The following is a 23,604-nucleotide window of genomic DNA, read 5'->3' on the forward strand; positions in this document are numbered from 1 at the left end:
CTTAACTTATGCCTAAACTCAAAAATAACTACTTTTGCACTGTGAATATACATGAAAAATACATAAAACGCTGCATTGAACTGGCACAAAATGGCTTTGGAACTACATATCCTAATCCAATGGTGGGAAGTGTAATTGTTTACGAAAACCAAATAATTGGTGAAGGCTGGCATAAAAAAGCCGGACAACCACACGCCGAAGTCAACGCAATTCGATCTGTCGAAGATAAATCGTTATTAAAAAACGCTACCATATATGTGAGTTTAGAACCTTGCAGCCATTTTGGAAAAACACCTCCTTGTTGTGACTTAATAATAGAACACAAAATCCCGAATGTGGTTGTAGGAACTGTAGATCCTAATGAAAAAGTTGCCGGAAACGGCATAAAAAAATTAATTGCAGCAGGCGCAAATGTGACAGTTGGTGTTTTAGAAAAAGAATGCAACGAACTCAACAAACGCTTTTTTACCTTTCATCAGCAAAAAAGACCTTATATTATATTGAAATGGGCGGAAAGCCAAGACGGATTTTTATCTCCTGAAAAAGAGATTAATCAGGATCGAAAACCTATCTGGATTACCAATCAATATTCAAGACAATTGGTACATAAGTGGCGCAGTGAGGAACAGGCAATTTTAGCAGGAACTCAAACTGTTATTGATGATAATCCGAAATTAAATACCAGAGACTGGTCAGGAAATAATCCGGTTAGAGTTGTTTTAGATCAAAAGAATCGCATTTCAAAGGAGAGTTTTATTTTTGATGATACTGTTAAAACAATTGTTTTTACAAAATCTGAAATTAGCTTTCAGACAGAAAACACTAACTTTGAAGTAATTGATTTTAATCAAAATATAATTCCGCAGATTTTAGCTGTTTTACATCAAAATCAAATTCAGTCTATTATTATCGAAGGCGGACTGAAAACATTGCAATCTTTTATAGATGAAAATATTTGGGATGAAGCGAGGATTTTTATCGGAAAAGCTACTTTCGAAAAAGGAACAAAAGCTCCAAATATTCAGAAGAAAAATTTGACTAAAACTTACATTCAAAGCGATGAATTAATAAACATTAGAAATCATGATTGATACTATAATTTTTGACTTTGGAGATATTTTTATCAATTTAGACAAACAAGCTACTATTTCAGGATTGCAGGATTTAGGCATGACGGAATGGAGTGCTGAATTGGACAGTTTGAATCTTTTGTTTGAAACGGGCGACATTTCGTATGATGATTTTTTGGCAGGTTTTCAAAAGGAACTTCCTAACGCATCTGTTGAAGAAATCCTAAAAGCCTGGAATGCTGTTTTAGCTGATTTTCCTTTATATCGATTAGAGTTTTTACAATTGCTTTCTCAAAAATACCGTTTATTTTTATTGAGCAATACTGATTCGATTCATATTGCAACTTTTGAAAACGCAAGCGGAATTTCATTTTACAGTGATTTTTATCAATGTTTTGAAAAGGTTTATTTTTCTTTTGAAATTGGAATGCGAAAACCAAATCCTGAAGTCTTTCAATACTTAATCAATAAACATGAATTATCGCCAAAACGTACTTTGTTTATAGATGACAAAAAAGAAAATACTGATTCCGCCGCTGCTTTAGGATTTCATGTCTGGAATTTACAAGTTGGACAGGAAGATGTTGTTGACTTATTCGACAAAAAAATAATTTAGCTGCCAAAAGTTTTTTATTTCTCGCAGATTTTGCAGATAAAGCAGATTTTTTTTAGATGCCTTGTAATAATCTGCTTTATCTGCAAAATCTGCGATAGAAAAAGTCTCGCTAAAATTAAAAACTACCTGAGAAAATCCATTTATTCTGTGGATAATAAACAAACATAATTTAAAAATTCATTTTGGAATATAACGATACGTATCAAACCATAGCTTTTGAATCTGAAGAAGTGCTTTTTAAAGAAAAAGGCAGCAAATTCTTTGGTTACGCATTTCCTATAGAAAACGAAGATGAAGTAAAGCCCATCATCGAAAATTTAAAAAAGCAGCATCCACATGCGGTTCATTTTTGTTATGCGTATCAATTAGGCACAGCTCCAAAAATTTCTTATCGTGCAAATGATGACGGAGAACCAAGTAATACTGCCGGAGCGCCAATTTATGGTCAAATACAATCTTTTGGCTTAACTAACGTTTTGGTTGTTGTAGTGAGAATTTTTGGCGGAGTAAAATTAGGTGTTGGAGGATTAATTGCAGCTTATAAAACTACGGCGCAAATGACACTTGAAGTTGCTGATATTATCGAAAAAACTATCGATGTTCATTTTTTAATTTCTTTTGATTATAAAAACATGAATAAGGTTATGCGGGTTATCAAAGAAAAAAAGCTGGAAATAACATCTCAGGAAATGGAAATTGATGAAGATTCAGGTTTACCAATTGGGAAAATCAAAACAAAAACACGCAAAAAAAATGCCGAATCAGTATTCGACATTTTCGACTTAATGTTTGAAATTGATATTAAAATTATCTAAATTGATATAAAAACCAATCTCATTTTAACAATTATACAAGTGTTTTAAACAATTCTAAAATATAATCCGGAGGGGCAGTTGGGCGACCTGTTTTTAACGAAATAAATACTAAAATAAATGCCGCAGTTGTTAATAACTCATTCGCTTCATTATAGATTGCGCAATCAAATTCAATCTTGACCGATGACTGACTTTTGAAAGCCGTATGGATAGTAAGAAGCTCATCATAACGTGCAGATTTTTTATAATTTATTTGCATGGAAACAATAGGTAATCCAATTCCGCTTTCTTCCATACTTTTATAGGAAATCCCTTTATCTCTAAGCCATTCCACGCGTCCTATCTCAAAATAAGGTACATAATTTCCGTGATAAACCACTCCCATTTGATCGGTTTCAGAGTAACGAACACGCACTTGCGTTTGATGATTTTTCATTCTTTATAGATTAAAAATAGTTAACTTCAAAAAGTCTACTTACAACATTTTTTTATAAAATTAGACCCCAATTTATTTTTTTTTACAGAAATTTGTTCACATATTTGTTATCCCGAAATACGGAATAAAATTGCTCCTTTTTTATTAGGAGAATCTTTATCAATAATAAAAAATTTATCTGAATCTATGACTAAAACTGCTCAATCGGTATGGGAAAACTGTTTGTCCTTTATAAAAGACAATATTCAAGATCAAGCCTATAAAACTTGGTTCGAACCAATCAAATCAGTTGAGCTAACCGACAACGCGTTATATATTCAGGTACCAAGTAAATTTTTCTACGAGTGGTTAGAAGAACACTATGTTAAATTATTGAAAGTTGCGCTTACCAAAGAACTGGGAAAAAACGCAAAGTTACTCTATAAAATTAAAATGGAGAACACTTATGGCAATAAACAACCGTTTACCGAACAGTTGCCAAGTGCCAACAGAGTGCCTATGAAACCGCAAGAGGTTGATGCTCCGTTTAAAAACTTAAATCCTGAACTAAAAAATCCTTTTGTAATTCCCGGAATTAGAAATCTTAAAATTGAATCGCAATTAAATTCGAACTACAGTTTTGATAATTTTCTTGAAGGTGATTCAAATCGTTTAGCTCGTTCTGCAGGTATGGCTGTTGCCAATAAGCCCGGAGGAACATCATTTAATCCTTTATTGATTTTTGGTGGCGTTGGTTTAGGAAAAACACACTTAGCGCACGCGATTGGTGTTGAAGTAAAAGACAAATATCCTGAAAAAACGGTTTTATATATTTCTGCCGAAATTTTCACACAACAATATATTGATTCGGTTAAAAAGAACAATCGTAATGATTTTATTCACTTTTACCAATTAATCGACGTTTTGATTATTGATGATGTTCAGTTTTTATCTGGGAAATCAGGAACTCAGGACGTATTTTTCCACATTTTCAATTATTTGCATCAAAATGGAAAACAGGTAATTTTGACTTCGGACAAAGCCCCTGTTGACATGCAGGATATTGAGCAACGTTTATTATCTCGTTTTAAATGGGGACTATCTGCTGAATTACATCAGCCGGATTACGAAACCCGTATTTCAATCCTGAAAAATATCCTATATCGTGATGGTGTTGAAATACCTGAAGATATAATTGAATATGTTGCACGCAATATCAAAAGCAATGTTCGTGAACTTGAAGGTGCTATTATTTCATTAATCGCACAATCTTCTTTCAATAAAAAAGAAGTTACAATTGAGTTGGCAAAAAGCGTTGTTGAGAAATTTGTTAAAAATGTAAAGAGAGAAATCTCTATCGATTATATTCAAAAAATTGTGTCAGATTATTTCCAGTTGGATATTGAAACACTTCAATCAAAAACCAGAAAGAGGCACGTGGTTCAGGCGAGACAATTGGCTATGTTTTTTGCAAAGAAATTTACAAAAGCTTCCTTAGCAAACATTGGTTCACAAATTGGAGATCGTGATCACGCTACCGTTTTACATGCTTGTAAAACCGTTGACAATTTAGTTTCTACAGACAAACAATTCAAGAAATTTGTCGAAGATATCAACAAAAAACTAACGCTATAAACGCGAATCATGCCAGTAAAAATTTTAATGGTTTGCCTGGGTAATATTTGCAGATCACCTTTAGCAGAAGGAATTTTGGCATCAAAATTACCTAATAACTTTATAGTTGATTCTGCCGGAACAGGATCCTGGCATGTAGGCAATTCACCTGATAAACGTTCCATTGCTGTTGCAACAAAAAATGGCGTAAACATTCAAAATCAAAAAGGGAGACAATTTAAAACTTCTGATTTTGATGAATTTGATTATATATATGTAATGGATAGTTCAAATTACAGCGATGTAATTGATCTTGCCAAAACTCCGGAACATAAAAATAAAGTTCAGCTTATCCTGAACGAACTTTTTCCGGATGAAAATGTAGATGTTCCTGATCCTTACTATGGTGTTGCTAACGGATTTGATAATGTATATCAAATGCTGAATGAAGCAACAGATATAATCGCAAAAAAACTCATCGAAAAACATTCTTAGTTTTTCTTCTTCAAACAATATAAAAAGACGCACATGAAACTTCCAGGAAAATTATATTTAATTCCAACTACAATGGGCGAAAGTGATCCGATGGATGTTTTGCCACAAACTGTAAAAAGAAGTATTGATTTTATAGATCATTATATTGTAGAAAACGAAAAAACTGCCAGAAAATCAATAAAAGCAGTTTCTCCAGAAAAAAAACAATCAGATCTTATTTTGTTTACCCTTAACAAGCGCACGGAACCAAGCGAACATTTAGACTTCATCAAGCCTTTATTAGAAGGAAAAAATGTGGGTTTAATGAGCGAAGCAGGTTGCCCGGGAGTTGCTGATCCCGGTGCTGTAATTGTAAAATTAGCTCATGAAAAAGGAATTCAGGTTGTCCCTTTAGTTGGTCCATCTTCTATATTATTAGCCATGATGGCTTCCGGAATGAACGGACAAAGTTTTACTTTCAACGGATACTTACCTATTGATAAAGACGAGAAAAAATCGGCGTTGAAATATTTTGAGAAATTATCTCAGGAGAAAAATCAGTCACAACTTTTTATAGAAACACCCTATAGAAATAACAAATTAGTAGAGGATATTCTGCAAATTTTAAATCCTTCTACTCATCTTTGTATCGCTACAGATATTACTTTACCAACAGAATTTATTAAAACGATGCGTGTTGCAGATTGGAAGAAACTAAAAGTTGATTTGCATAATCGACCTACGATTTTTATTATACATAAAATGTAATCGTAAAAATTATCTTATATTGTACTCACAAGTTTCCCTAACTAAACTTTATAATGAGTAAACTTCCTAACGTAACCACAAGTATTTTTACGGTAATGTCAAAAATGGCATCCGAACATAATGCCATTAATCTTTCGCAGGGATTTCCAAATTTTCCCGTTGATGAAAGATTGACTGATATTCTGGCAAGATTATCCAAAGAAAACGTACATCAATATACACCAATGGCAGGTTTTCCGCCGTTGATGAATCAGATTGCTAAATTAGTTTTAGACTCCTATAATAGAACAATTGTTCCTGAAACAGAAATATTAGTTACTGCCGGCGCCACTCAGGGAATTTTCACTTCGATTTTGGCTTTGGTGAAAACGGGTGACGAAGTTATTATTCTGGACCCCAGTTATGATTCTTACGAATCTCCGGTTTTACTTTGCAATGCAAAACCAGTTCGGGTGGCACTAAATGATGATTATACGCCAAATTGGGAAACCATACAAAAAGCATGTTCGGCAAAAGCGAAGATGATTATCATTAATAATCCTCATAATCCAACAGGAAAAATTTTAACCGAAACCGATTTTCTTCAACTGGAAAAATTACTTTCTAAATTTCCTGACATTATTGTTTTATCTGATGAAGTGTATGAATACATCACTTTTGAAGAAAAACACATTTCGGCACATACTAAAGATTTTCTTTTAGATCGTTGTATAATGGTTTCTTCTTTCGGAAAATCATTCCATATTACCGGCTGGAAAATTGGCTATACCGTTGCTCCGGAACATTTGATGAAAGAAATCAAAAAAGTACATCAGTTTTTGGTTTTCAGTGTTAATAGTATTTCTCAGGCTGCAATTAGTCAATATTTAGATGTTGTTGATGTCAATTTACTTGGAAAGTTCTATCAGCAAAAACGAGATTATTTCCAGAAATTGCTTCAAAATAGCCGTTTTGAATTAAAACCTTGCGAAGGAACTTATTTTCAGGTGGCTTCATATGCCAACATTTCAAACGATGAGGATGTTACTTTTTGCAAAAAACTAATTACAGATCATGGCGTTGCAGCAATCCCGATTTCTACTTTTTATTCGGATCATAAAGACCAAAAGCTAATACGTTTTTGCTTTGCTAAAGATAATTTTACTTTAGAATCGGCAGCAAAAAAATTGTGTGATATATAAATTTTATCAAAAAATTATAACATTATTATGCGTGCATCCTATTTATTTAATTAATATTGTAAGAAAAAGAAAAAAATATGAGCTATACAGATAAAATGTTAAGAGATGACGCTTTAAAAGGTAAAGTCATTGTAGTTACAGGCGGCGGAAGCGGTTTAGGAAAAGCGATGACTAAATATTTCTTAGAATTAGGTGCTCAGGTGGCAATTACTTCAAGAGATTTAGATAAACTAAAAGCCACTGCAACCGAACTTGAAACTGAAACCGGAGGAAAATGTTTACCGCTTCAATGTGACGTTCGTCATTATGAAGAAGTCGAAAATATGCTTCAGGAAGTTTTAAAAGCTTTCGGAAAAGTAGATGTTCTTTTGAACAATGCAGCCGGAAATTTCATTTCTCCAACCGAACGTTTATCTGCAAATGCATTTGATACTGTCATCGATATTGTACTTAAAGGTTCGAAAAACTGTACACTCGCTTTTGGAAAACACTGGATTGATACCAAACAAAAATCTTCTACGATTTTAAATATTGTCACCACTTACGCCTGGACAGGATCTGCTTATGTTGTGCCAAGTGCGACTGCAAAAGCTGGAGTTTTAGCCATGACACGCAGTTTAGCGGTAGAATGGGCAAAATACGGAATTCGTTCTAACGCAATTGCTCCGGGACCGTTCCCAACAAAAGGCGCTTGGGACAGATTATTGCCTGGAGATCTTGCCGAAAAGTTTGATATGGCAAAAAAAGTGCCTTTAAAACGTGTTGGCGATCATCAGGAATTAGCCAATTTAGCAGCTTATTTAGTTTCTGATTTTTCAGCATATATAAATGGTGATGTAATTACAATCGATGGTGGCGAATGGTTAAAAGGGGCTGGACAATTCAATTTATTAGAAGCTATTCCGGAAGAACTTTGGGATCAGCTTGAAATGATGATAAAAGCAAAAAAGAATAAATAATTTTATGTGCTTACTAAATTCAGAATAATTTTTTAAAACTATACTGATTGCACTAAATCCCGAAGGTTTTACTTTCGGGATTTTTTTTATTCTTTCACCATATAAGTAATAATCTTTTAACCATATAAGTAATATAAGTTCAGTTAAGTACCATTTTGTTTAAATATCCTGCTGATTACATTTACTTATATTACTTATATGGTTTAAATAAATAATATGTCCGGAGAATTCACTTAAATTATTATTTTTGCCAAACAAATATCAAACAAAAAATATATGCTCATTATTGGAATTGCAGGAGGAACAGGAAGTGGAAAAACAACAGTAGTACATCAAATCATGAACGAGTTGCCACATACTGAAGTTGGCGTAATCTCTCAGGATTCATACTATAAAGAAACCCATAATTTGTCATTCGACGAAAGAGCATTAATCAATTTTGATCATCCACGCGCGATCGATTTTGAGTTATTGGTAAAACATTTAAAAGCTTTAAAAGAAGGCGAAACGATCGATCAGCCGGTATATTCTTTCATACAACATAACAGAACTGACGATACCGTATCAACACATCCAAGAAAAGTTATGATCGTTGAAGGGATTTTAATCCTGACAAATCCGGAATTACGTGATCTTTTTGATGTTAAAGTTTATGTTCACGCAGATTCTGATGAAAGATTAATTCGTCGTTTAAAACGTGATATTTCAGAACGCGGACGTGATATCGATGAGGTTTTAACACGTTACCAAAACACTTTAAAGCCTATGCACGAGCAATTTATCGAGCCATCAAAAGCTTTTGCAGACATTATTATTCCTAATGACAAATACAATACTGTTGCAATTGATGTAGTCCGGGCTGTAATTAATCAACGAATTTCATAATTTTTATCGTAAATTTATTCCATAGAAATTAGGAGCTATCCCGATAGCAATCGGGACCAGCTCTCGCCTTTATTTTTTTATGGCAAAAAAAGCCATAACTTGAAATTATAAGACGTAATCGTTTAAATAAAAATGAAAATGAAAAATCCATATAAAGGCAAACGCTGGTTTAAATTACTAAGCAATAAATATGTTTGGGTTTTACTGTTTTTTATTGTTTGGATGTTCTTTTTAGACAATTACTCTTATTTTGATCATCGTTTTTTAGACAACCAGATAAATGAATTACAAGACAATAAAAAATATTATCAAGTCGAAATAAAAAAAGATCAGGAACAGATCAAACAACTTAAAAATCCTGAACAAATAGAAAAGTATGCTCGCGAAAAGTACTTTATGAAAAAAGACAGCGAAGATATTTACATCATTCAATTTGAAGGAGACACTATTCAAGATACTAAAGAATAAACAGAAAAACATTCAATGGCAACTACCCTATTCGACGATTTTAATCCGATTTCATCCAAACAATGGAAACAAAAAATTCAGTTTGAATTAGACGGAGCTGAATATAATGAAACCGTAATCTGGAATTCTCCGGAAGATATTCAGGTAAAACCATTTTATCATATTGATGAATTTTCTAAAGCAGTTCCAGTAAAAACTGAAGCTTCAAATTTTAAAATTTGTCAAAACATCTTTGTATATGATATCGACAAATCTGTTCAAAGAGCCCTAAATACGATCGAAAGAGGCGCCGAAAGTTTACGTTTTACTATCGAAAACGAAAAAATTGATATTCAAAAATTATTAGAAACTCTTCCTTTAGAAAACAGAACTGTTTACTTTAATTTGTCGTTTATCTCAATCGATTTCGTAAAGTTATTAGACACAATTTCGATTCAGAAAAAAGCTTTTTTTTATTGTAATATTGACCCAATTGGCCATTTTGCAAGAGAAGGAAACTGGTTTACAACATCAGATAAAAACAACTTTGAAACGATTGAAAAAATTGCAAAAGCCACAACAAATCTTTCTTTAATAAGTATTGATTTAGGATTATATCAAAATGCAGGAGCTAATATCACCCAACAAATTGCGTATAGTCTGGCACATGCAAACGAATATTTGAATCGTTTACAAACTATTACAAAGCCAATTGTTTTTCAAATATCAGTAGGCACCAATTATTTTTTTGAAATTGCAAAACTTCGCGCTTTACGAATGCTTTTTAAATTAATTGCTAATGAATATAATCCAGATTTAGAATGTCATTTTTTGGTAACACCTACCAAACGAAATAAAACTATTTACGATTATAATGTTAACATGCTTCGTACTACAACCGAATGTATGTCGGCAATTTTAGGCGGAGCTGATGCTGTTGCAAATTTACCATACGATTCTTTATACCATAAGGACAATGAATTTGGTGACCGAATTGCGAGAAATCAATTATTGGTTTTAAAACACGAAAGTTATTTTGACAAAGTCAATAATCCCGCTGATGGAAGTTATTATATAGAAAGCCTTACGACACAATTAGCAGAAAAAAGTTTGACTTTATTTAAAGATATCGAAGCTAACGGCGGTTTCCTTAAACTTTTAAACGACGGAACTATCAAAAAGAAAATCCAGGAAAGTGCGGCAAAAGAGCAGGAATTATTCGATTCTAAAAAAGAAGTTTTACTGGGAACAAATAAATATCCAAACAAAGACGACAAAATGAAACATGATTTAGAATTGTTTCCTTTTGTAAAAATAAAACCAAGAAAAACTTTAATTACTCCAATTATAGAAAAAAGGCTTGCGGAGAAATTGGAACAGGAAAGACTGGAACTTGAATAAATTAATTTTCTAAGTAATTAATAAACCTACTCAAAAAAAGAGTTTTTCCATGATAAGAAAAGACCTTAAACATATTAAGTTAAACCTAAAAAGTGAAAAGTCAGATGAACAGACGCATAACTCTGAGCCTTTAACTGAAAACTTTTACACAGCCGAAGGAATTGAACTCAAGAAAAACTATTCTGAAAAAGACATTGAGGATTTAGAATTTCTTGAATTTGGAGCTGGTTTTGCGCCTAATTTACGCGGACCATATGCAACAATGTATGTGAGAAGACCGTGGACAATTAGACAATATGCAGGATTTTCTACTGCAGAAGAAAGTAATGCTTTTTACAGAAGAAATCTGGCAGCCGGACAAAAAGGACTTTCCATAGCTTTTGATTTACCAACGCATCGCGGTTACGATTCAGATCATGAAAGAGTTGTTGGCGATGTTGGCAAAGCAGGAGTTGCCATAGATTCTGTTGAAGACATGAAAGTTTTGTTTGATAAGATTCCGTTAGACGAAATGTCTGTTTCAATGACAATGAACGGTGCCGTTTTACCTATTATGGCATTTTATATTGTTGCGGCTGAAGAACAAGGTGTTGCAATCGAAAAACTATCCGGAACGATCCAGAATGATATTCTTAAAGAATTTATGGTGCGTAATACCTATATATATCCACCAACTCCTTCGATGCAAATTATAGCTGATATTTTTGAATTTACAAGCAAGAAAATGCCGAAATTCAATTCTATTTCTATTTCAGGATATCATATGCAGGAAGCCGGAGCAACAGCCGATATCGAATTGGCTTATACTCTTGCAGATGGTTTAGAATATATCAGAACCGGACTTTCTACTGGAATGACAATTGATGAGTTTGCTCCTCGCCTGTCTTTCTTTTGGGCAATTGGAATGAATCATTTTATGGAAATCGCTAAAATGCGTGCCGGAAGAATGATTTGGGCTAAATTAGTACAGCAATTTAATCCTAAAAGTGATAAATCCCTTGCTTTAAGAACACATTGCCAAACAAGCGGATGGAGTTTAACAGAACAAGATCCTTTTAATAATGTGGCAAGAACTTGTATTGAGGCAACTGCAGCAGCTTTTGGAGGAACTCAGTCTCTACATACCAATGCGCTGGACGAAGCTATTGCATTGCCTACAGACTTTTCGGCACGAATTGCTCGTAATACACAAATTTTTTTACAGGAAGAAACTAAAATTACTAAAACAGTTGATCCTTGGGGAGGAAGTTATTACGTTGAAAACCTCACCAATGAGATTCTAAAAAGTACTTGGAAATTAATAGAAGAAGTTGAAGAATTAGGCGGAATGACAAAAGCTATTGAAGCCGGAATTCCTAAATTAAGAATCGAAGAAGCTGCTGCCAGAAAACAAGCCAGAATAGATAGTAGTCAGGATATTATTGTAGGAGTCAATCAATATAGATTAGAAAAAGAAGATCCGCTGCATATTTTAGATGTAGACAATCAAATGGTTCGTAAACAGCAAGTAGAGCAACTTTCAAACATAAAAGCAAATAGAGATACTGAAAAAGTAAATCAATCATTGCAAAAATTAATTCTTTGTGCAAAAACCGGACAAGGAAACTTATTAGAAATTGCAATTGAAGCAGCTCGAAACAGAGCTACTTTAGGTGAAATAAGCGATGCTCTTGAAAGTGTTTTTGGAAGGTACAAAGCGCAAATTAAATCCTTTAGCGGTGTGTATAGTGCAGCAATAAAAAATGACGAGAATTTTGAAAAGGCAAAACAGTTAGCTGATGCTTTTGCAAAACAAGAAGGAAGACGTCCCAGAATTATGATTGCCAAAATGGGTCAGGACGGACATGATCGTGGCGCAAAAGTAGTTGCAACGGGTTATGCAGATGTTGGATTTGATGTAGATATAGGTCCACTTTTTCAAACTCCTGCCGAAGCTGCTAAACAAGCCGTTGAAAATGACGTTCATATTTTAGGAGTTTCATCATTAGCTGCCGGACATAAAACTTTAGTCCCACAAGTTATTGATGAACTTAAAAAGCATGGACGTGAGGATATTATGGTAATTGTTGGCGGAGTAATTCCAGCGCAGGATTATCAATTTCTATTTGATGCGGGCGCCGTTGCGGTTTTTGGACCGGGAACTAAAATAAGCGAAGCAGCTATTAAAATCCTGGAAATTTTAATTGACTAGAAAGCATAAAAAAATCCCGAATCATTCGGGATTTTTTCATTTTAAACTTAAATGTTTAATCGTGTATTGTAGCATTGCTATCTGCTTCAATAAAAGAAAGATCATAACCTCCAAACGCTCTCATATAACTTTTTAATGAAGTTCCATAGGCATCTCTAAAATGTCTGTTTCCTCTGTTTTTAAAAAAGTTTTTTACTGAGCCGGCGCCTCCAAGATGTGCAGCTGCCAAAATTCCTGATTCGGTAATTTCAACGCCACTAATAATTTTTCCTTCGTACTTTTCGATTTCATTACGCAAAATCCATTTGTTTTTGGACAATAGCGCAATAAATGCTTTTTCTTGTAATGCAGGATCTTTTAAAAATGCTTTGTCATTTCGAATACCAATAGCTCTTAAAGCTTTAGAACCAAACTGGTATTTGCCCATGTAACCAAGTGAATTTACTAAGCGGTATTTTCCTTGAGATTCTTTAAAAGCAACTGCTTCTTTGAAACCAATAAGTCGCTTTCCTGTAAACGGAACATTTAGCTTTTTTAGAATTGGATAATCATCCTCTTCCTGCGATGGAAATAAGTATTCAGATCCATCTGTTTTTTCTATTAAAAACCAAGGTTTGGTTTCTAGATTAAAGGGTTTGAAACCCAAACTTAAAAATGTAATAATAACGATTAAACTCGCATAAAAATACCATTTCTTTATCATAAATTGTTTTTCTTCAAAAAGCTGTCACCCTCTTGAAATTTCTACGGTGCAAAGATAAGAAATACAAAACAATACTGATAATCAGTAGTTTACAGGTTTTTCGAAATGTAAATTAACACGCTAATCCCTTTATTGATGCAGTTTTCGAGCGCAAAAGTGAAATTTGTTTTTTACTCTAAAGGCATCAAAAAAAAAGTTCTAAAAATGCAATTTTTATCATTTTTTTATCAAATATGTTAAAATAGCAAGATTAAGCTTACGTAATTTTAGGTTTTTTTACATATAATTTTTATCATTAAAATTTGTTTTTTAATAAAATAATTTGTAAAATAAATAAAATTTAAATCTCCATAATTCAATTTTAAGAATAAATTAAAGTACAAATATGTAAACCAATTAACAAAAATTTAATTGACAATTTATCTTCTATCATTTAATTTTTTTATGTTGATATTAAAGTAAGCTTCAAAAAAAAACCGAAGCTTTATACTTCGGTTCTATTACATTTTAAAAATAAAAAATTATCTTGTTACTCCCTGACTGGCAATCCAGTCAGAATATTTTTTTGCATTTATTTGGTGCTGCTCATAAGTCGAAGCAAATTCATGATATCCAAAACGTTCTACACTAGCACAGAAATAGATATAATCGTTCTTCTCAGGATCTAAAACCGCTTCTAAAGCTGTAATATCCGGCATAGCAATTGGTCCGGGAGGAAGTCCAATATTCACATAAGTATTATATGGAGACCTCATAACTAAATCATTATAAAAAACTCTTTTAATTACCTGATCAAAATTATTATCTCTTAATTTTAAAGCATAAATAACGGTTGGATCTGCTTGTAAAGGCATTTCTAAACGCAAACGGTTTAAATAAACGCCGGCAATACGTGGTCTTTCATCTTTTTTAACAGATTCTTTATGAACTATAGAAGCTAGAATTGTAGCCTGAACCGGAGTTAGTCCTTGTTTTTTTGCTTTTTCAATTCTTTCAGCTGTCCAGAAATTATGATACTCCTTAATCATCTTATCACGGAATTTTTCTGCTGAAGTATTCCAATAGATTTCATATGTATTTGGAATAAACATCGCAAACACATTTTCTTCATTAAAACCATTTTCCTTTAAAAAAGCAGGATCTTTGATTGCTTTCATTAATGACAAACTATCTGCTTCGATCTCAGTTCCTACTCTTCCTGCAAAGTTCTCTAAACGTTCCTGATTATTAAAAGCCAATTTTACAGCAACATTGGAACGCATAGCACGAACCAAATCGATATTATTCATATCTTTTTTTAGTAAAAAACGACCTGATTTTACATTTTCAGGATAACTTCTTTTATCGGCAACCATTTCAAAATTGTCGAAATTTTTAATATAGGGTTCTAATATTTTTTTTACGTCGGTGTAGTTTGCTCCTGTTGGAACATGGACATAAAGTTCTTTCTCTTCAAATTTAGTATTAGCACTGAAAATTTTATTAATTAAAATAAATCCATAAATCATTAAAACTGAAATTACGGCTACAGCTGCTATCGTGATGATTTTTTTTATGCTCAAAGTATAAAATTTTAAATTTGTTTGTTAATTAATTGAAAAATTGCTTCGTCTTGATAGTGGTTATTCAGCAAAATCCAATCTTTTTTAATTCCTATTTTCTCAAAGCCAAATTTAGTAAAAAGAGCTATACTTGCTACATTTCCTACAGCAATATTTGCATATAATTGATGTAAATTTAAATTATGAAAGGAATACCTAATTAAAAGTTCTAAAGCTTCAGATCCAATGTTTTGCTTTTTGTTCTCATCCTTTTGAATCACAATACCAATTCCCGCCCTATTATTTTTAGGATCAAACTCAAATAAATCAATCAAACCAATAGCCGGAAAATCCTGCTCCTGACAAATTGCCAATCGCAATTGCTTCGCTTCATAAATATCCTGTTGTGCATTTTCAAGATATTGACGCACTAAAAATCGGCTATAAGGTGTTTGTGTATTACTGACTTCCCAAATGCTTTCATCGTTTTCCATTGCATAAACAAACTCTAAATCATTAGGTTCTAATGCACGCAAATAAATATTTTCGCCTTTGAGTGTGATCATTTTATTGTAGATTGATGATTTTAGATTTGGAAATTCATTTTTGGAATTTAAATCCCTATTGTTCCTTTAAAAACAAATTTTGCTGGTCCGGTTAAAAAAACATTTGTAAAATGTTCTCCTAATTTATCAAAAGAAACAATAAGTTTTCCTCCTTCAACATTCAAATTAATCGAAGTTTGATCTGTTTGACCAATCGCATTCATAGCAATTGCAACCGCTGTTGCTCCTGTTCCACAAGCCAAAGTTTCATCTTCAACTCCTCTTTCATAGGTACGAAGTGAAAAAGTACTGTCATCAACTTTTTTTACAAAATTGATGTTGCTTCCTTTTTCTCCATATAATTCACCATATCGAATTGCTGCTCCGTTATCTTTTACATTATAATGTTCTAAGTCTTCAACAATTTGAACATGATGCGGAGAACCTGTATTTAAAAAAGTATATGAATCATTTTTTTGTACTTGATCTACGTCAATCATTTGTAATGAAATAATGGCATCATCTCCTACTGAAGCATGATGTAAACCATCTGTGGCAATAAAGGTAGTTTTATTGTCAATCACTCCTAATTGATTTGCAAAAGCTACTAAACAACGACCGCCATTTCCGCACATTGAACTCTGATTTCCATCTGAATTATAATACACCATTCTGAAATCAGTTTCGCCATCATTTTCCAGTAAAATAAGTCCGTCAGCCCCTATTCCGAAACGTCTGTCGCATAAACGCTCAATTAGTTTAATGTCTTCTTTTGGAAAAAATTCTGAACGGTTATCAATCATTACAAAATCGTTTCCGGTACCTTGATATTTATAAAATTCTATTTGCATTTTTCTCTCATTAATAACACAAAAGTACGAACAAATAATTAATGAAATGTTAATCAATGTTAAAGAGAGTTAAAGCGTTTTGTTGGACAAATTTTTGAATTATTTTTACTCTAAAATAACCTAAAACATAAATTGTAATATGAAAAGATTTTCAGCCTTATTTTTAGTTTCACTTCTTAGTGGCGCTATTACCCTTGGTGCTTACAAGTTATTATTTGAAAGCAACAATTCTTTTTTTGGAAGAGGAAATTCTGTTGTTACTCTTGCTCCCAATTCATTTGGTCGAAATGTAGCTTTATCTGCCGAAACTGTCGATTTTACAGCTGCTGCTGATAGAACGATTCATACAGTTGTTCACGTAAAAAATGTTTCCCGAAGAACAGTTAGTAATCCTATGATGGAATTTTTCTATGGTTATGGAGGTCAACAACAGCAAGAACAAGTTGGAACGGGATCTGGTGTTATTATTTCTGAAGATGGATATATTGTAACCAATAATCACGTTATTAAAGATGCAACGGAAATCGAAATTACCTTAAACAATAAAAAGTCATATAAGGCAAAATTAATTGGTACTGATTCTAAAATGGATATCGCATTATTAAAAATCGATGCTGATGAAAAATTACCTTATACCGCTTTTGCTAATTCTGATTCTGTAAAAATTGGAGAATGGGTTTTGGCAGTTGGAAACCCTTATAATTTGACTTCAACTGTAACTGCCGGGATTGTTTCGGCGAAAGCCAGAAATTTAGACACAAACGGAATCCAGTCTTTTATTCAGACTGATGCTGCAGTAAATCCTGGAAATAGTGGTGGCGCATTGGTAAATACAAGAGGAGAATTGATTGGAATTAACACGATGATTTCGTCAATGACTGGTTCTTATGTTGGATATTCGTTTGCAGTTCCTTCAAATATTGCCCGAAAAATTATCGAAGATATTATGGAATTTGGAAATGTTCAAAGAGGAATTCTGGGTGTTGAAGGTGGCGAACTAAATAGCACTGCTTCAAAAGAATTGGGCGTTACCGAAACACAGGGTTTTTATATTAGTAAAGTTTCTAAAAATTCCGGAGCTGAAAAAGCAGGACTAGGCAAAGGAGATATAATTATAAAACTTGATGATCAAAATATTGCGACATATGCTGATCTTTCAGGATATATAAATACAAAACGACCAAATGATGTTGTTAAAGTCACTTATGTAAAAGAAGGAAAAACTAAAACTGTTCCCGTGACTTTAAGTAAAAATGAATTTTATAGCACGGAATTTAAAGGAATAGAATTAGAAAACATTGATGCTGCTGATAAAAAGAAATTTAAAATTGATTATGGTGTAAAAATCAGAAGCATTAATAATGAAAATTTAATGCAATATCAAAACGAATTACAAGGCAACATTATTTTAAGTATTGATAATGTAAAAGCGACAAATATTGAGACAGTTTCTAAACTGATAAATAAAAAAGACGAAGGACAAAGTATGCGTCTTGAAATGATAAATAAAAATGGAGAAATTCTTAGAATTATTATTTAATCACAGTTTACAGTCGCAGTATTCAGTCGCAAAAAACTGCTAACTGAGACTGAGACTGAAAGCTCAAAAAAAGCCATCTTAGAAATAAGGTGGCTTTTTTTATTTTTCAAAAATAAATCCTAAAATAGCTTACGAAATCGATTGAAATGGATACTTTTGCGCAAAATTTAAAAATATTCGTGTATTTATTTTTTCAATTTAATCATTATGAGCAAAAAATCTTTGTACCAAAAAGAGGTATCATTACAAGTCGACCGAAGAAGAGCCGGTGTCGAATTAATTAAAATCATAAGTGATTTATGGTATGACAAATCCATAGAAATGGTATTATTCAAAAATCAATTATTGGATAAAAATGTCAGCGATATTATCAATCTGCATCAATATGCCGGTGAATTTGTGGGTAAGCCAATCACTATTTTTGACTCAGTTGAAATCGCAAAAGTTGTTTTATCATTAGATCTTCCGCCTGCAAAATTAGATCTTGGAAAACTGACTTATGAATATGGTTTAGAAGAAGAAAAATATCCGGATGCGAGATATTTTGTAATGGACAAATTGAAAAAAGCTAAATCATCTGAAGAAATTCAGCCAAAAGATGTTGTTTTATATGGTTTTGGAAGAATTGGCAGATTATTAGCACGAGAATTAATGTCTAAAACCGGAAAAGGAAATCAATTGCGCTTGAGAGCAATTGTGACCCGCGACAAAAATGATGCATCAACTTTAGAGAAACGAGCTTCTCTATTGCGTTATGATTCTATTCACGGAGATTTTCAGGGATCTGTTATCGCTGATCACAAAAACAATTCTTTGATTATAAACGGAACTACTGTACACATGATTACAGCTAATTCTCCTGAAGAAATTGATTATACACAATATGAAATTAAGGACGCATTAATAATTGACAATACAGGAGTTTTTACTACTGAAGAAGCTTTAAAAAGACATTTGACTTCACAAGGGGTTAGCAAAGTTTTATTAACCGCACCTGGAAAAGGTATTCCGAATATTGTTCACGGAGTAAATCATAACGAATATAATCCTGACGAAATCAACATTTTTTCTGCTGCTTCCTGTACTACAAATGCTATAACTCCGGTTTTAAAAGCTATCGAAGATACTCTAGGAGTTGTAAAAGGGCATTTAGAAACGATTCACGCCTACACAAATGATCAGAATCTGGTAGACAATATGCATAAAAAATACCGTCGCGGAAGAGCTGCCGCCCTCAATATGGTCATTACCGAAACTGGTGCAGGAAGTGCTGTTGCAAAAACATTACCATCTTTAGAAGGAAAATTAACTTCAAACGCTATTCGTGTTCCGGTTCCAAATGGATCTTTAGTGGTTATGAACTTAGAAGTTAAAAAAGCAACTTCTATTGCTGCTATAAATAAAATAATGAAAAAATATGCTCTTGAAGGTGAATTGGTAGAGCAAATAAAATATTCCTTAAATAACGAATTGGTTTCATCTGATATTGTTGGAACATCTGCTCCTTCAATTTACGATAGCAATGCTACCATTGTATCAAAAGATGGAAAAAATATTGTGCTTTATATTTGGTACGACAACGAGTTTGGTTACAGCCATCAAGTTATAAGATTGGCAAAATATATTGCCAAAGTAAGACGTTTTACTTACTATTAATATACCTTAAAACCAACTATTTCTAAAGCCATCAAGTTTACTTGGTGGCTTTATGTTTAAAATTATATTGGTAAAACCGTTGTACTCTTTACTTCAGAAATAACAAAAACAGTATTTATTAGTGATACCTCCGGCAAGACAGATAATTTTTTTTGATGGAACTGATGATAACTTTCCATATCCGGAATTATGATTTTTAACATATAGTCGAAGTTTCCAGACACATAATTACATTCGACAACTTCCGGTAAATTCAAAATCGATTGATTAAATCCTTCCGAAGTATCATACGTTTGTTTTGTTAGCGTGACCTGACAATAAACGGTGAGATTGTTACCCAGCTTTTTCTTATTCAAAATCGAAACATATTTTTCAATAACACCTTCTTTTTCAAGACGTTTAACACGATCATGAACAGGTGTCAATGACAAGTTTATTTTGTTTGCAATATCTTTTAAAGTGTAGTGCGCATTTTCCTGTAAAAGTCGTAAGATTTTTTTGTCAATTTCATCTAAAGCCATAACGAAAACGTTTTCTATGATTAATAAAATTTAGTCGTTTTTTCTTTTTAAGGAAGTCGAAGTGCTCTCAAAAAGAATATTTTTCTGTAAAAGTATCAAATAAAATAATATTTTCTTATTTATTAGTCTTTAATCAATAATATATTCTCTATCTGTAGTTTTGTAAAAGAATTTAAATAAACAAAAAACGATAACAAAATGATAATAGGTGTTCCAAAAGAAATAAAAAACAACGAAAACCGTGTGGCTTTAACTCCTGCAGGTGTTTCTGAAATGAAAAAACACGGACATGTTGTATATGTTCAGGCAACTGCTGGTTTAGGAAGTGGTTTTACTGATCAGGAATATGCTGATGCTGGTGCAGTAGTTTTAGCAACTATTGAAGAAGTATATGCGATTGCTGAAATGATCATTAAAGTAAAAGAACCAATAGCTTCTGAATATCCTTTAATTAAAAAAGATCAATTATTATTTACTTACTTTCACTTTGCTTCATCAGAGCCATTAACTCACGCTATGCTTGAAAAAGGCGCTGTATGTTTAGCTTATGAAACTGTAGAAAAAACAGATCGTAGTTTGCCATTATTAGTTCCAATGTCTGAAGTTGCTGGTCGTATGGCTATTCAACAGGGAGCAAAATATCTTGAAAAACCATTAAAAGGAAGAGGAATTCTTTTAGGCGGAGTTCCAGGTGTGCCACCAGCTAAAGTTTTAGTTTTAGGTGGAGGAATCGTTGGAACTCAAGCTGCAAAAATGGCTGCTGGATTAGGCGCTCAGGTAACTATCATGGATTTAAGTTTACCACGTTTACGTTATTTAGATGATATTATGCCTGCAAACGTAAATACAGAAATGTCTAACCATTACAACATCACAAAAGCAATTACTACAGCTGATTTAATTGTTGGAGCAGTTTTAATTCCAGGAGCAAAAGCACCTCACTTGATTACTCGTGACATGCTTAAATTAATGCGTCCCGGAACAGTAGTAGTTGACGTTGCAGTAGACCAAGGTGGATGTATTGAAACTTGTACTCCGACAACTCATGAAAATCCAACTTTTATTATTGATGATATCGTTCACTACTGCGTAGCAAATATGCCGGGAGCTGTTCCTTACACATCGACATTAGCTTTAACTAATGCTACTTTGCCTTATGCTGTACAATTAGCAAATAAAGGTTGGGAAAAAGCTTGTAACGAAAACGAAGAATTGAAAAAAGGATTAAACATTGCTAACGGAAAAATTCTTTATAAAGGAGTTGCCGAAGCTTGGAATCTTCCTTTCAATGAAGAAATAGTGTTAGCAAACGCATAGTGCTAACATTATAATAGGTGCTTACTAAAACACTATTTAAAAGGCTTTTCTTAATTGAAAAGCTTTTTTTTTGACCAAAAAAAACCTGTCATAATTAATGACAGGTTTTTTGTTTACTATTCAGTAAAACTATTTATTTCTCATCCAAAACCTCTTGCAACACTTTTGCTTCAGTTCCATTTGGAAAGCTAACTTTAATTTTCTGTGCTATTGTTGGAGCAATTTCAGTAATAGCCTTTTTGTCATACGATTCCCCTTTTTTAATATGCCATCCGTAAAAAATAGCAGGTACATGAGTATCATAACTGTACGGTGTACCGTGTGAAGTTCCTGTAATTGAGTATTCAATGTCACCAGGCTTATCTATAATAACCAAATCACCATTCTGAGTTACATCGTAACCTTTTGCTACGAAATTCAAGTAATAATCGTTACCAGAATTAGCCAAAATCTCTTCTTCAGTATAAACTTTTTTAACTTGCGGTTGTGATATTAAGAATTCTTTAAAAGCTTGTTTTACTTTTACTAAATCCAAAGTTTTATCTTTTATAATCTGTTTATTAAAAAAAACATTAAAATTAGAATAATTTTGAATTAAATCAACTCCAAATGTTTTAGTTGAAAAATCCTGCAAACTCTTTTTCACGTCTTTTGATGGATAATTATCTACATTATATTTATGATCTTTTAAATAAATTACATTTTCAGCACCAGCGTGATCGGCGGTTAAGAACAGTAAGTAATTATCTTTCCCAACAGTTTTGTCTAAGTAATTCAAAAAGTCAGCGATTGTTTGATCCAATCTTAAATAAGTATCCTGAAGTTCCATAGAACGCGGTCCTAATAAATGACCTACATAATCTGTAGAGGAAAAACTTACTGTTAAAAAGTCAGTAATATTATCTTTACCTAACTCTTCCTTTTCAATAGCTTTCATGGCGAATTCAGCCAACAAATCATTACCGAAAGGAGTTGCTCTTAAAATTCCAGCATCATTTTTCTCATACATCTTTTTTAAATCATAAGGAAAAACTGGCGCAACACTTCCGTATAATTTTCCTTCATATGGATTATTATCCGGTAAGCTCTCATTATAAGTAGAAGCTGGCTTATACAAATCCCAACCTTTATTGATATAAGGCATATAATGTTTCTCGCTATTGAATTGGGAAACCCATTCCGGCAGCTTTTCTCCATAAAAACTACTAGAGATAAAAGAACCAGTTTTACTATACCAAAAAGCCCAATTTGCAAAATGACCTGCTGGCAAAATAGCTCCACGATCTTTAAGGCTCATAGCAATAACTTTTCCTTGAAAATTAGTAGCCATTCTTACTTCATCAGTAATAGTAGTACTCTGTAGGTTTTTTGGTGACATTGCACCCTCTTCAGGTGTTCCATCACCCACTGTTTTTACACTGGCATCGTCAGTACAATACATTTCTTTTCCAAGCGTTCTGCTAAACCATTCGTTACCTACAATTCCATGCGTCGCAGGAGTCGTACCTGTATAAATTGAAGCATGTCCAGGAGCTGTATAAGTTGGCATATAATTATAATGCATATTCTGAAAAACATACCCATTATCTATTAATCTTTTAAATCCATTCGGTAAAAAATCATCTGAAAATCTATATAAATATTCCATTTTCATTTGGTCTACTACAATACCTACTACCAACTTAGGACGCTGTTGAGCACTTAAATTTGAGATAACAAACAGTGTCAACAATACAATACTTTTTTTCATACTTAAATTATAATATTTAATACAAAAATACATATTCACATTTAGATAGGCTAACACGCATTAATTTAAAAGTCAAAATTGACTGTAATTTAACAGAACTTCACATAAATAAATTTAATTATGAATAATCATTATGGCGTTTCCTTTGGGTGAGGCTGTCCACTAAATTTTGGAACCTGATCCGTTTTCGCATTGATTCTTAATGTTACGAAATAGAAAAAATGAAGTTTTTTAAAACAAAAAAAAATCCTCATCAAATAATGATGAGGATTTTAAAAAGAAAGGCGACGACATACTCTCCCACATAACTGCAGTACCATCTGCGCAGGCGGGCTTAACTACTC

At 32.8% G+C, this 23,604-nt stretch carries 22 protein-coding genes; 15 read left to right on the forward strand and 7 right to left on the reverse strand.

All coding sequences use genetic code 11. The features are described 5' to 3' along the window. The first annotated feature begins 41 nt into the window (after nucleotides 1-41). The 3 genes from ribD (at nucleotide 42) to KHA90_RS20185 (ending at nucleotide 2,501) form a co-directional block, all read left to right on the forward strand. The gene (gene ribD, locus KHA90_RS20175; RefSeq protein ID WP_213305563.1) at nucleotides 42-1,091 is read left to right on the forward strand and encodes a bifunctional diaminohydroxyphosphoribosylaminopyrimidine deaminase/5-amino-6-(5-phosphoribosylamino)uracil reductase RibD; all 1,050 of its coding nucleotides are present in this window, start codon (nucleotides 42-44) and stop codon (nucleotides 1,089-1,091) included. Then, nucleotides 1,084-1,686, forward strand: coding sequence for an HAD family hydrolase (locus tag KHA90_RS20180; RefSeq protein ID WP_213305565.1), 603 nt, complete (start codon nucleotides 1,084-1,086; stop codon nucleotides 1,684-1,686). Before ribD ends, KHA90_RS20180 begins: the two co-directional genes overlap by 8 nt. Before the next feature lie 182 nt (nucleotides 1,687-1,868). Beyond that, entirely contained in the window at nucleotides 1,869-2,501 is a 633-nt protein-coding gene (locus tag KHA90_RS20185) for an IMPACT family protein (RefSeq protein WP_213305567.1), read from the forward strand. A 31-nt stretch (nucleotides 2,502-2,532) separates the two neighbouring features. Here the strand turns inward: KHA90_RS20185 and KHA90_RS20190 are convergent, their stop codons facing one another. Then, the gene (locus tag KHA90_RS20190) at nucleotides 2,533-2,937 is read right to left on the reverse strand and encodes an acyl-CoA thioesterase (protein ID WP_213305569.1); all 405 of its coding nucleotides are present in this window, start codon (nucleotides 2,935-2,937) and stop codon (nucleotides 2,533-2,535) included. A gap of 186 nt (nucleotides 2,938-3,123) precedes the next feature. On the opposite strand from KHA90_RS20190, the gene dnaA reads away from it, so the two are divergent. From dnaA to scpA, 9 genes are all read left to right on the forward strand, one after another. After that, nucleotides 3,124-4,551 carry a chromosomal replication initiator protein DnaA gene (gene dnaA / locus KHA90_RS20195; RefSeq protein ID WP_213305577.1) on the forward strand — a complete coding sequence of 476 codons (1,428 nt, stop codon included), beginning with the start codon at nucleotides 3,124-3,126 and terminating at the stop codon, nucleotides 4,549-4,551. A gap of 9 nt (nucleotides 4,552-4,560) precedes the next feature. Further along, nucleotides 4,561-5,025 (forward strand): low molecular weight protein-tyrosine-phosphatase, encoded by a 465-nt coding sequence (locus tag KHA90_RS20200; protein ID WP_213305580.1) that lies wholly within the window; start codon nucleotides 4,561-4,563, stop codon nucleotides 5,023-5,025. Nucleotides 5,026-5,058: 33 nt separating this feature from the next. Beyond that, on the forward strand, nucleotides 5,059-5,772 hold the full coding sequence (locus KHA90_RS20205) for an SAM-dependent methyltransferase (protein ID WP_213305583.1): 714 nt from the start codon (nucleotides 5,059-5,061) through the stop codon (nucleotides 5,770-5,772). Between the two features lie 53 nt (nucleotides 5,773-5,825). Continuing rightward, nucleotides 5,826-6,953 (forward strand): methionine aminotransferase, encoded by a 1,128-nt coding sequence (locus KHA90_RS20210; RefSeq protein WP_213305586.1) that lies wholly within the window; start codon nucleotides 5,826-5,828, stop codon nucleotides 6,951-6,953. 77 nt (nucleotides 6,954-7,030) lie between these two features. Further along, nucleotides 7,031-7,912 carry an SDR family oxidoreductase gene (locus KHA90_RS20215; RefSeq protein ID WP_213305589.1) on the forward strand — a complete coding sequence of 294 codons (882 nt, stop codon included), beginning with the start codon at nucleotides 7,031-7,033 and terminating at the stop codon, nucleotides 7,910-7,912. A 276-nt stretch (nucleotides 7,913-8,188) separates the two neighbouring features. Beyond that, a complete protein-coding gene (gene udk, locus KHA90_RS20220) occupies nucleotides 8,189-8,797 on the forward strand; it encodes a uridine kinase (RefSeq protein ID WP_213305592.1) in 609 nt (202 codons plus the stop codon). A 132-nt stretch (nucleotides 8,798-8,929) separates the two neighbouring features. After that, a complete protein-coding gene (locus tag KHA90_RS20225) occupies nucleotides 8,930-9,265 on the forward strand; it encodes an FtsB family cell division protein (protein ID WP_213305595.1) in 336 nt (111 codons plus the stop codon). A gap of 15 nt (nucleotides 9,266-9,280) precedes the next feature. Then, the gene (locus KHA90_RS20230) at nucleotides 9,281-10,645 is read left to right on the forward strand and encodes a methylmalonyl-CoA mutase subunit beta (protein WP_213305598.1); all 1,365 of its coding nucleotides are present in this window, start codon (nucleotides 9,281-9,283) and stop codon (nucleotides 10,643-10,645) included. Between the two features lie 49 nt (nucleotides 10,646-10,694). Continuing rightward, nucleotides 10,695-12,836 (forward strand): methylmalonyl-CoA mutase, encoded by a 2,142-nt coding sequence (gene scpA / locus KHA90_RS20235; protein WP_213305603.1) that lies wholly within the window; start codon nucleotides 10,695-10,697, stop codon nucleotides 12,834-12,836. A gap of 55 nt (nucleotides 12,837-12,891) precedes the next feature. On the opposite strand, the gene KHA90_RS20240 is transcribed toward scpA, so the two are convergent. The 4 genes from KHA90_RS20240 to dapF all read right to left on the reverse strand — a co-directional run bounded on the left by KHA90_RS20240 (nucleotide 12,892) and on the right by dapF (nucleotide 16,476). After that, on the reverse strand, nucleotides 12,892-13,539 hold the full coding sequence (locus tag KHA90_RS20240) for a peptidoglycan-binding protein LysM (RefSeq protein ID WP_213305606.1): 648 nt from the start codon (nucleotides 13,537-13,539) through the stop codon (nucleotides 12,892-12,894). A 521-nt stretch (nucleotides 13,540-14,060) separates the two neighbouring features. Continuing rightward, nucleotides 14,061-15,101 (reverse strand): endolytic transglycosylase MltG, encoded by a 1,041-nt coding sequence (mltG, locus tag KHA90_RS20245; protein WP_213305608.1) that lies wholly within the window; start codon nucleotides 15,099-15,101, stop codon nucleotides 14,061-14,063. 11 nt (nucleotides 15,102-15,112) lie between these two features. Continuing rightward, entirely contained in the window at nucleotides 15,113-15,646 is a 534-nt protein-coding gene (locus KHA90_RS20250; protein ID WP_213305611.1) for a GNAT family N-acetyltransferase, read from the reverse strand. A 47-nt stretch (nucleotides 15,647-15,693) separates the two neighbouring features. After that, a complete protein-coding gene (dapF, locus tag KHA90_RS20255; protein ID WP_213305624.1) occupies nucleotides 15,694-16,476 on the reverse strand; it encodes a diaminopimelate epimerase in 783 nt (260 codons plus the stop codon). A gap of 139 nt (nucleotides 16,477-16,615) precedes the next feature. Here dapF and KHA90_RS20260 point away from each other — a divergent pair, with 139 nt between their 5' ends. Both KHA90_RS20260 and KHA90_RS20265 read left to right on the forward strand, forming a co-directional pair. Further along, nucleotides 16,616-18,016, forward strand: coding sequence for a trypsin-like peptidase domain-containing protein (locus KHA90_RS20260; protein ID WP_213305627.1), 1,401 nt, complete (start codon nucleotides 16,616-16,618; stop codon nucleotides 18,014-18,016). Nucleotides 18,017-18,223: 207 nt separating this feature from the next. Beyond that, a complete protein-coding gene (locus KHA90_RS20265) occupies nucleotides 18,224-19,672 on the forward strand; it encodes a glyceraldehyde-3-phosphate dehydrogenase (RefSeq protein WP_213305629.1) in 1,449 nt (482 codons plus the stop codon). 62 nt (nucleotides 19,673-19,734) lie between these two features. Here the strand turns inward: KHA90_RS20265 and KHA90_RS20270 are convergent, their stop codons facing one another. Then, entirely contained in the window at nucleotides 19,735-20,193 is a 459-nt protein-coding gene (locus KHA90_RS20270; protein ID WP_055095431.1) for an Lrp/AsnC family transcriptional regulator, read from the reverse strand. 198 nt (nucleotides 20,194-20,391) lie between these two features. Here KHA90_RS20270 and ald point away from each other — a divergent pair, with 198 nt between their 5' ends. After that, nucleotides 20,392-21,510 carry an alanine dehydrogenase gene (gene ald / locus KHA90_RS20275; RefSeq protein WP_213305632.1) on the forward strand — a complete coding sequence of 373 codons (1,119 nt, stop codon included), beginning with the start codon at nucleotides 20,392-20,394 and terminating at the stop codon, nucleotides 21,508-21,510. A 133-nt stretch (nucleotides 21,511-21,643) separates the two neighbouring features. On the opposite strand, the gene pafA is transcribed toward ald, so the two are convergent. Continuing rightward, on the reverse strand, nucleotides 21,644-23,260 hold the full coding sequence (pafA, locus tag KHA90_RS20280) for an alkaline phosphatase PafA (protein ID WP_213305635.1): 1,617 nt from the start codon (nucleotides 23,258-23,260) through the stop codon (nucleotides 21,644-21,646). Nucleotides 23,261-23,604: the final 344 nt, after the last annotated feature.

This window comes from Flavobacterium psychroterrae (assembly GCF_018380615.1).
GTDB lineage: Bacteria > Bacteroidota > Bacteroidia > Flavobacteriales > Flavobacteriaceae > Flavobacterium > Flavobacterium psychroterrae.

Excerpts from the sequence above, each read along its gene's own strand:
- KHA90_RS20210 (WP_213305586.1), top strand. The coding sequence starts at position 5,826 with ATGAGTAAACTTCCTAACGTAACCACAAGTATTTTTACGGTAATGTCA.
- KHA90_RS20260 (WP_213305627.1), top strand. The coding sequence starts at position 16,616 with ATGAAAAGATTTTCAGCCTTATTTTTAGTTTCACTTCTTAGTGGCGCT.
- KHA90_RS20180 (WP_213305565.1), top strand. The coding sequence starts at position 1,084 with ATGATTGATACTATAATTTTTGACTTTGGAGATATTTTTATCAATTTA.
- dapF (WP_213305624.1), bottom strand. The coding sequence starts at position 16,476 with ATGCAAATAGAATTTTATAAATATCAAGGTACCGGAAACGATTTTGTA.
- KHA90_RS20205 (WP_213305583.1), top strand. The coding sequence starts at position 5,059 with ATGAAACTTCCAGGAAAATTATATTTAATTCCAACTACAATGGGCGAA.
- KHA90_RS20270 (WP_055095431.1), bottom strand. The coding sequence starts at position 20,193 with ATGGCTTTAGATGAAATTGACAAAAAAATCTTACGACTTTTACAGGAA.
- udk (WP_213305592.1), top strand. The coding sequence starts at position 8,189 with ATGCTCATTATTGGAATTGCAGGAGGAACAGGAAGTGGAAAAACAACA.
- KHA90_RS20200 (WP_213305580.1), top strand. The coding sequence starts at position 4,561 with ATGCCAGTAAAAATTTTAATGGTTTGCCTGGGTAATATTTGCAGATCA.
- KHA90_RS20190 (WP_213305569.1), bottom strand. The coding sequence starts at position 2,937 with ATGAAAAATCATCAAACGCAAGTGCGTGTTCGTTACTCTGAAACCGAT.
- ald (WP_213305632.1), top strand. The coding sequence starts at position 20,392 with ATGATAATAGGTGTTCCAAAAGAAATAAAAAACAACGAAAACCGTGTG.
- KHA90_RS20225 (WP_213305595.1), top strand. The coding sequence starts at position 8,930 with ATGAAAATGAAAAATCCATATAAAGGCAAACGCTGGTTTAAATTACTA.
- KHA90_RS20240 (WP_213305606.1), bottom strand. The coding sequence starts at position 13,539 with ATGATAAAGAAATGGTATTTTTATGCGAGTTTAATCGTTATTATTACA.
- KHA90_RS20215 (WP_213305589.1), top strand. The coding sequence starts at position 7,031 with ATGAGCTATACAGATAAAATGTTAAGAGATGACGCTTTAAAAGGTAAA.
- KHA90_RS20265 (WP_213305629.1), top strand. The coding sequence starts at position 18,224 with ATGAGCAAAAAATCTTTGTACCAAAAAGAGGTATCATTACAAGTCGAC.
- KHA90_RS20230 (WP_213305598.1), top strand. The coding sequence starts at position 9,281 with ATGGCAACTACCCTATTCGACGATTTTAATCCGATTTCATCCAAACAA.
- pafA (WP_213305635.1), bottom strand. The coding sequence starts at position 23,260 with ATGAAAAAAAGTATTGTATTGTTGACACTGTTTGTTATCTCAAATTTA.
- KHA90_RS20250 (WP_213305611.1), bottom strand. The coding sequence starts at position 15,646 with ATGATCACACTCAAAGGCGAAAATATTTATTTGCGTGCATTAGAACCT.
- dnaA (WP_213305577.1), top strand. The coding sequence starts at position 3,124 with ATGACTAAAACTGCTCAATCGGTATGGGAAAACTGTTTGTCCTTTATA.
- scpA (WP_213305603.1), top strand. The coding sequence starts at position 10,695 with ATGATAAGAAAAGACCTTAAACATATTAAGTTAAACCTAAAAAGTGAA.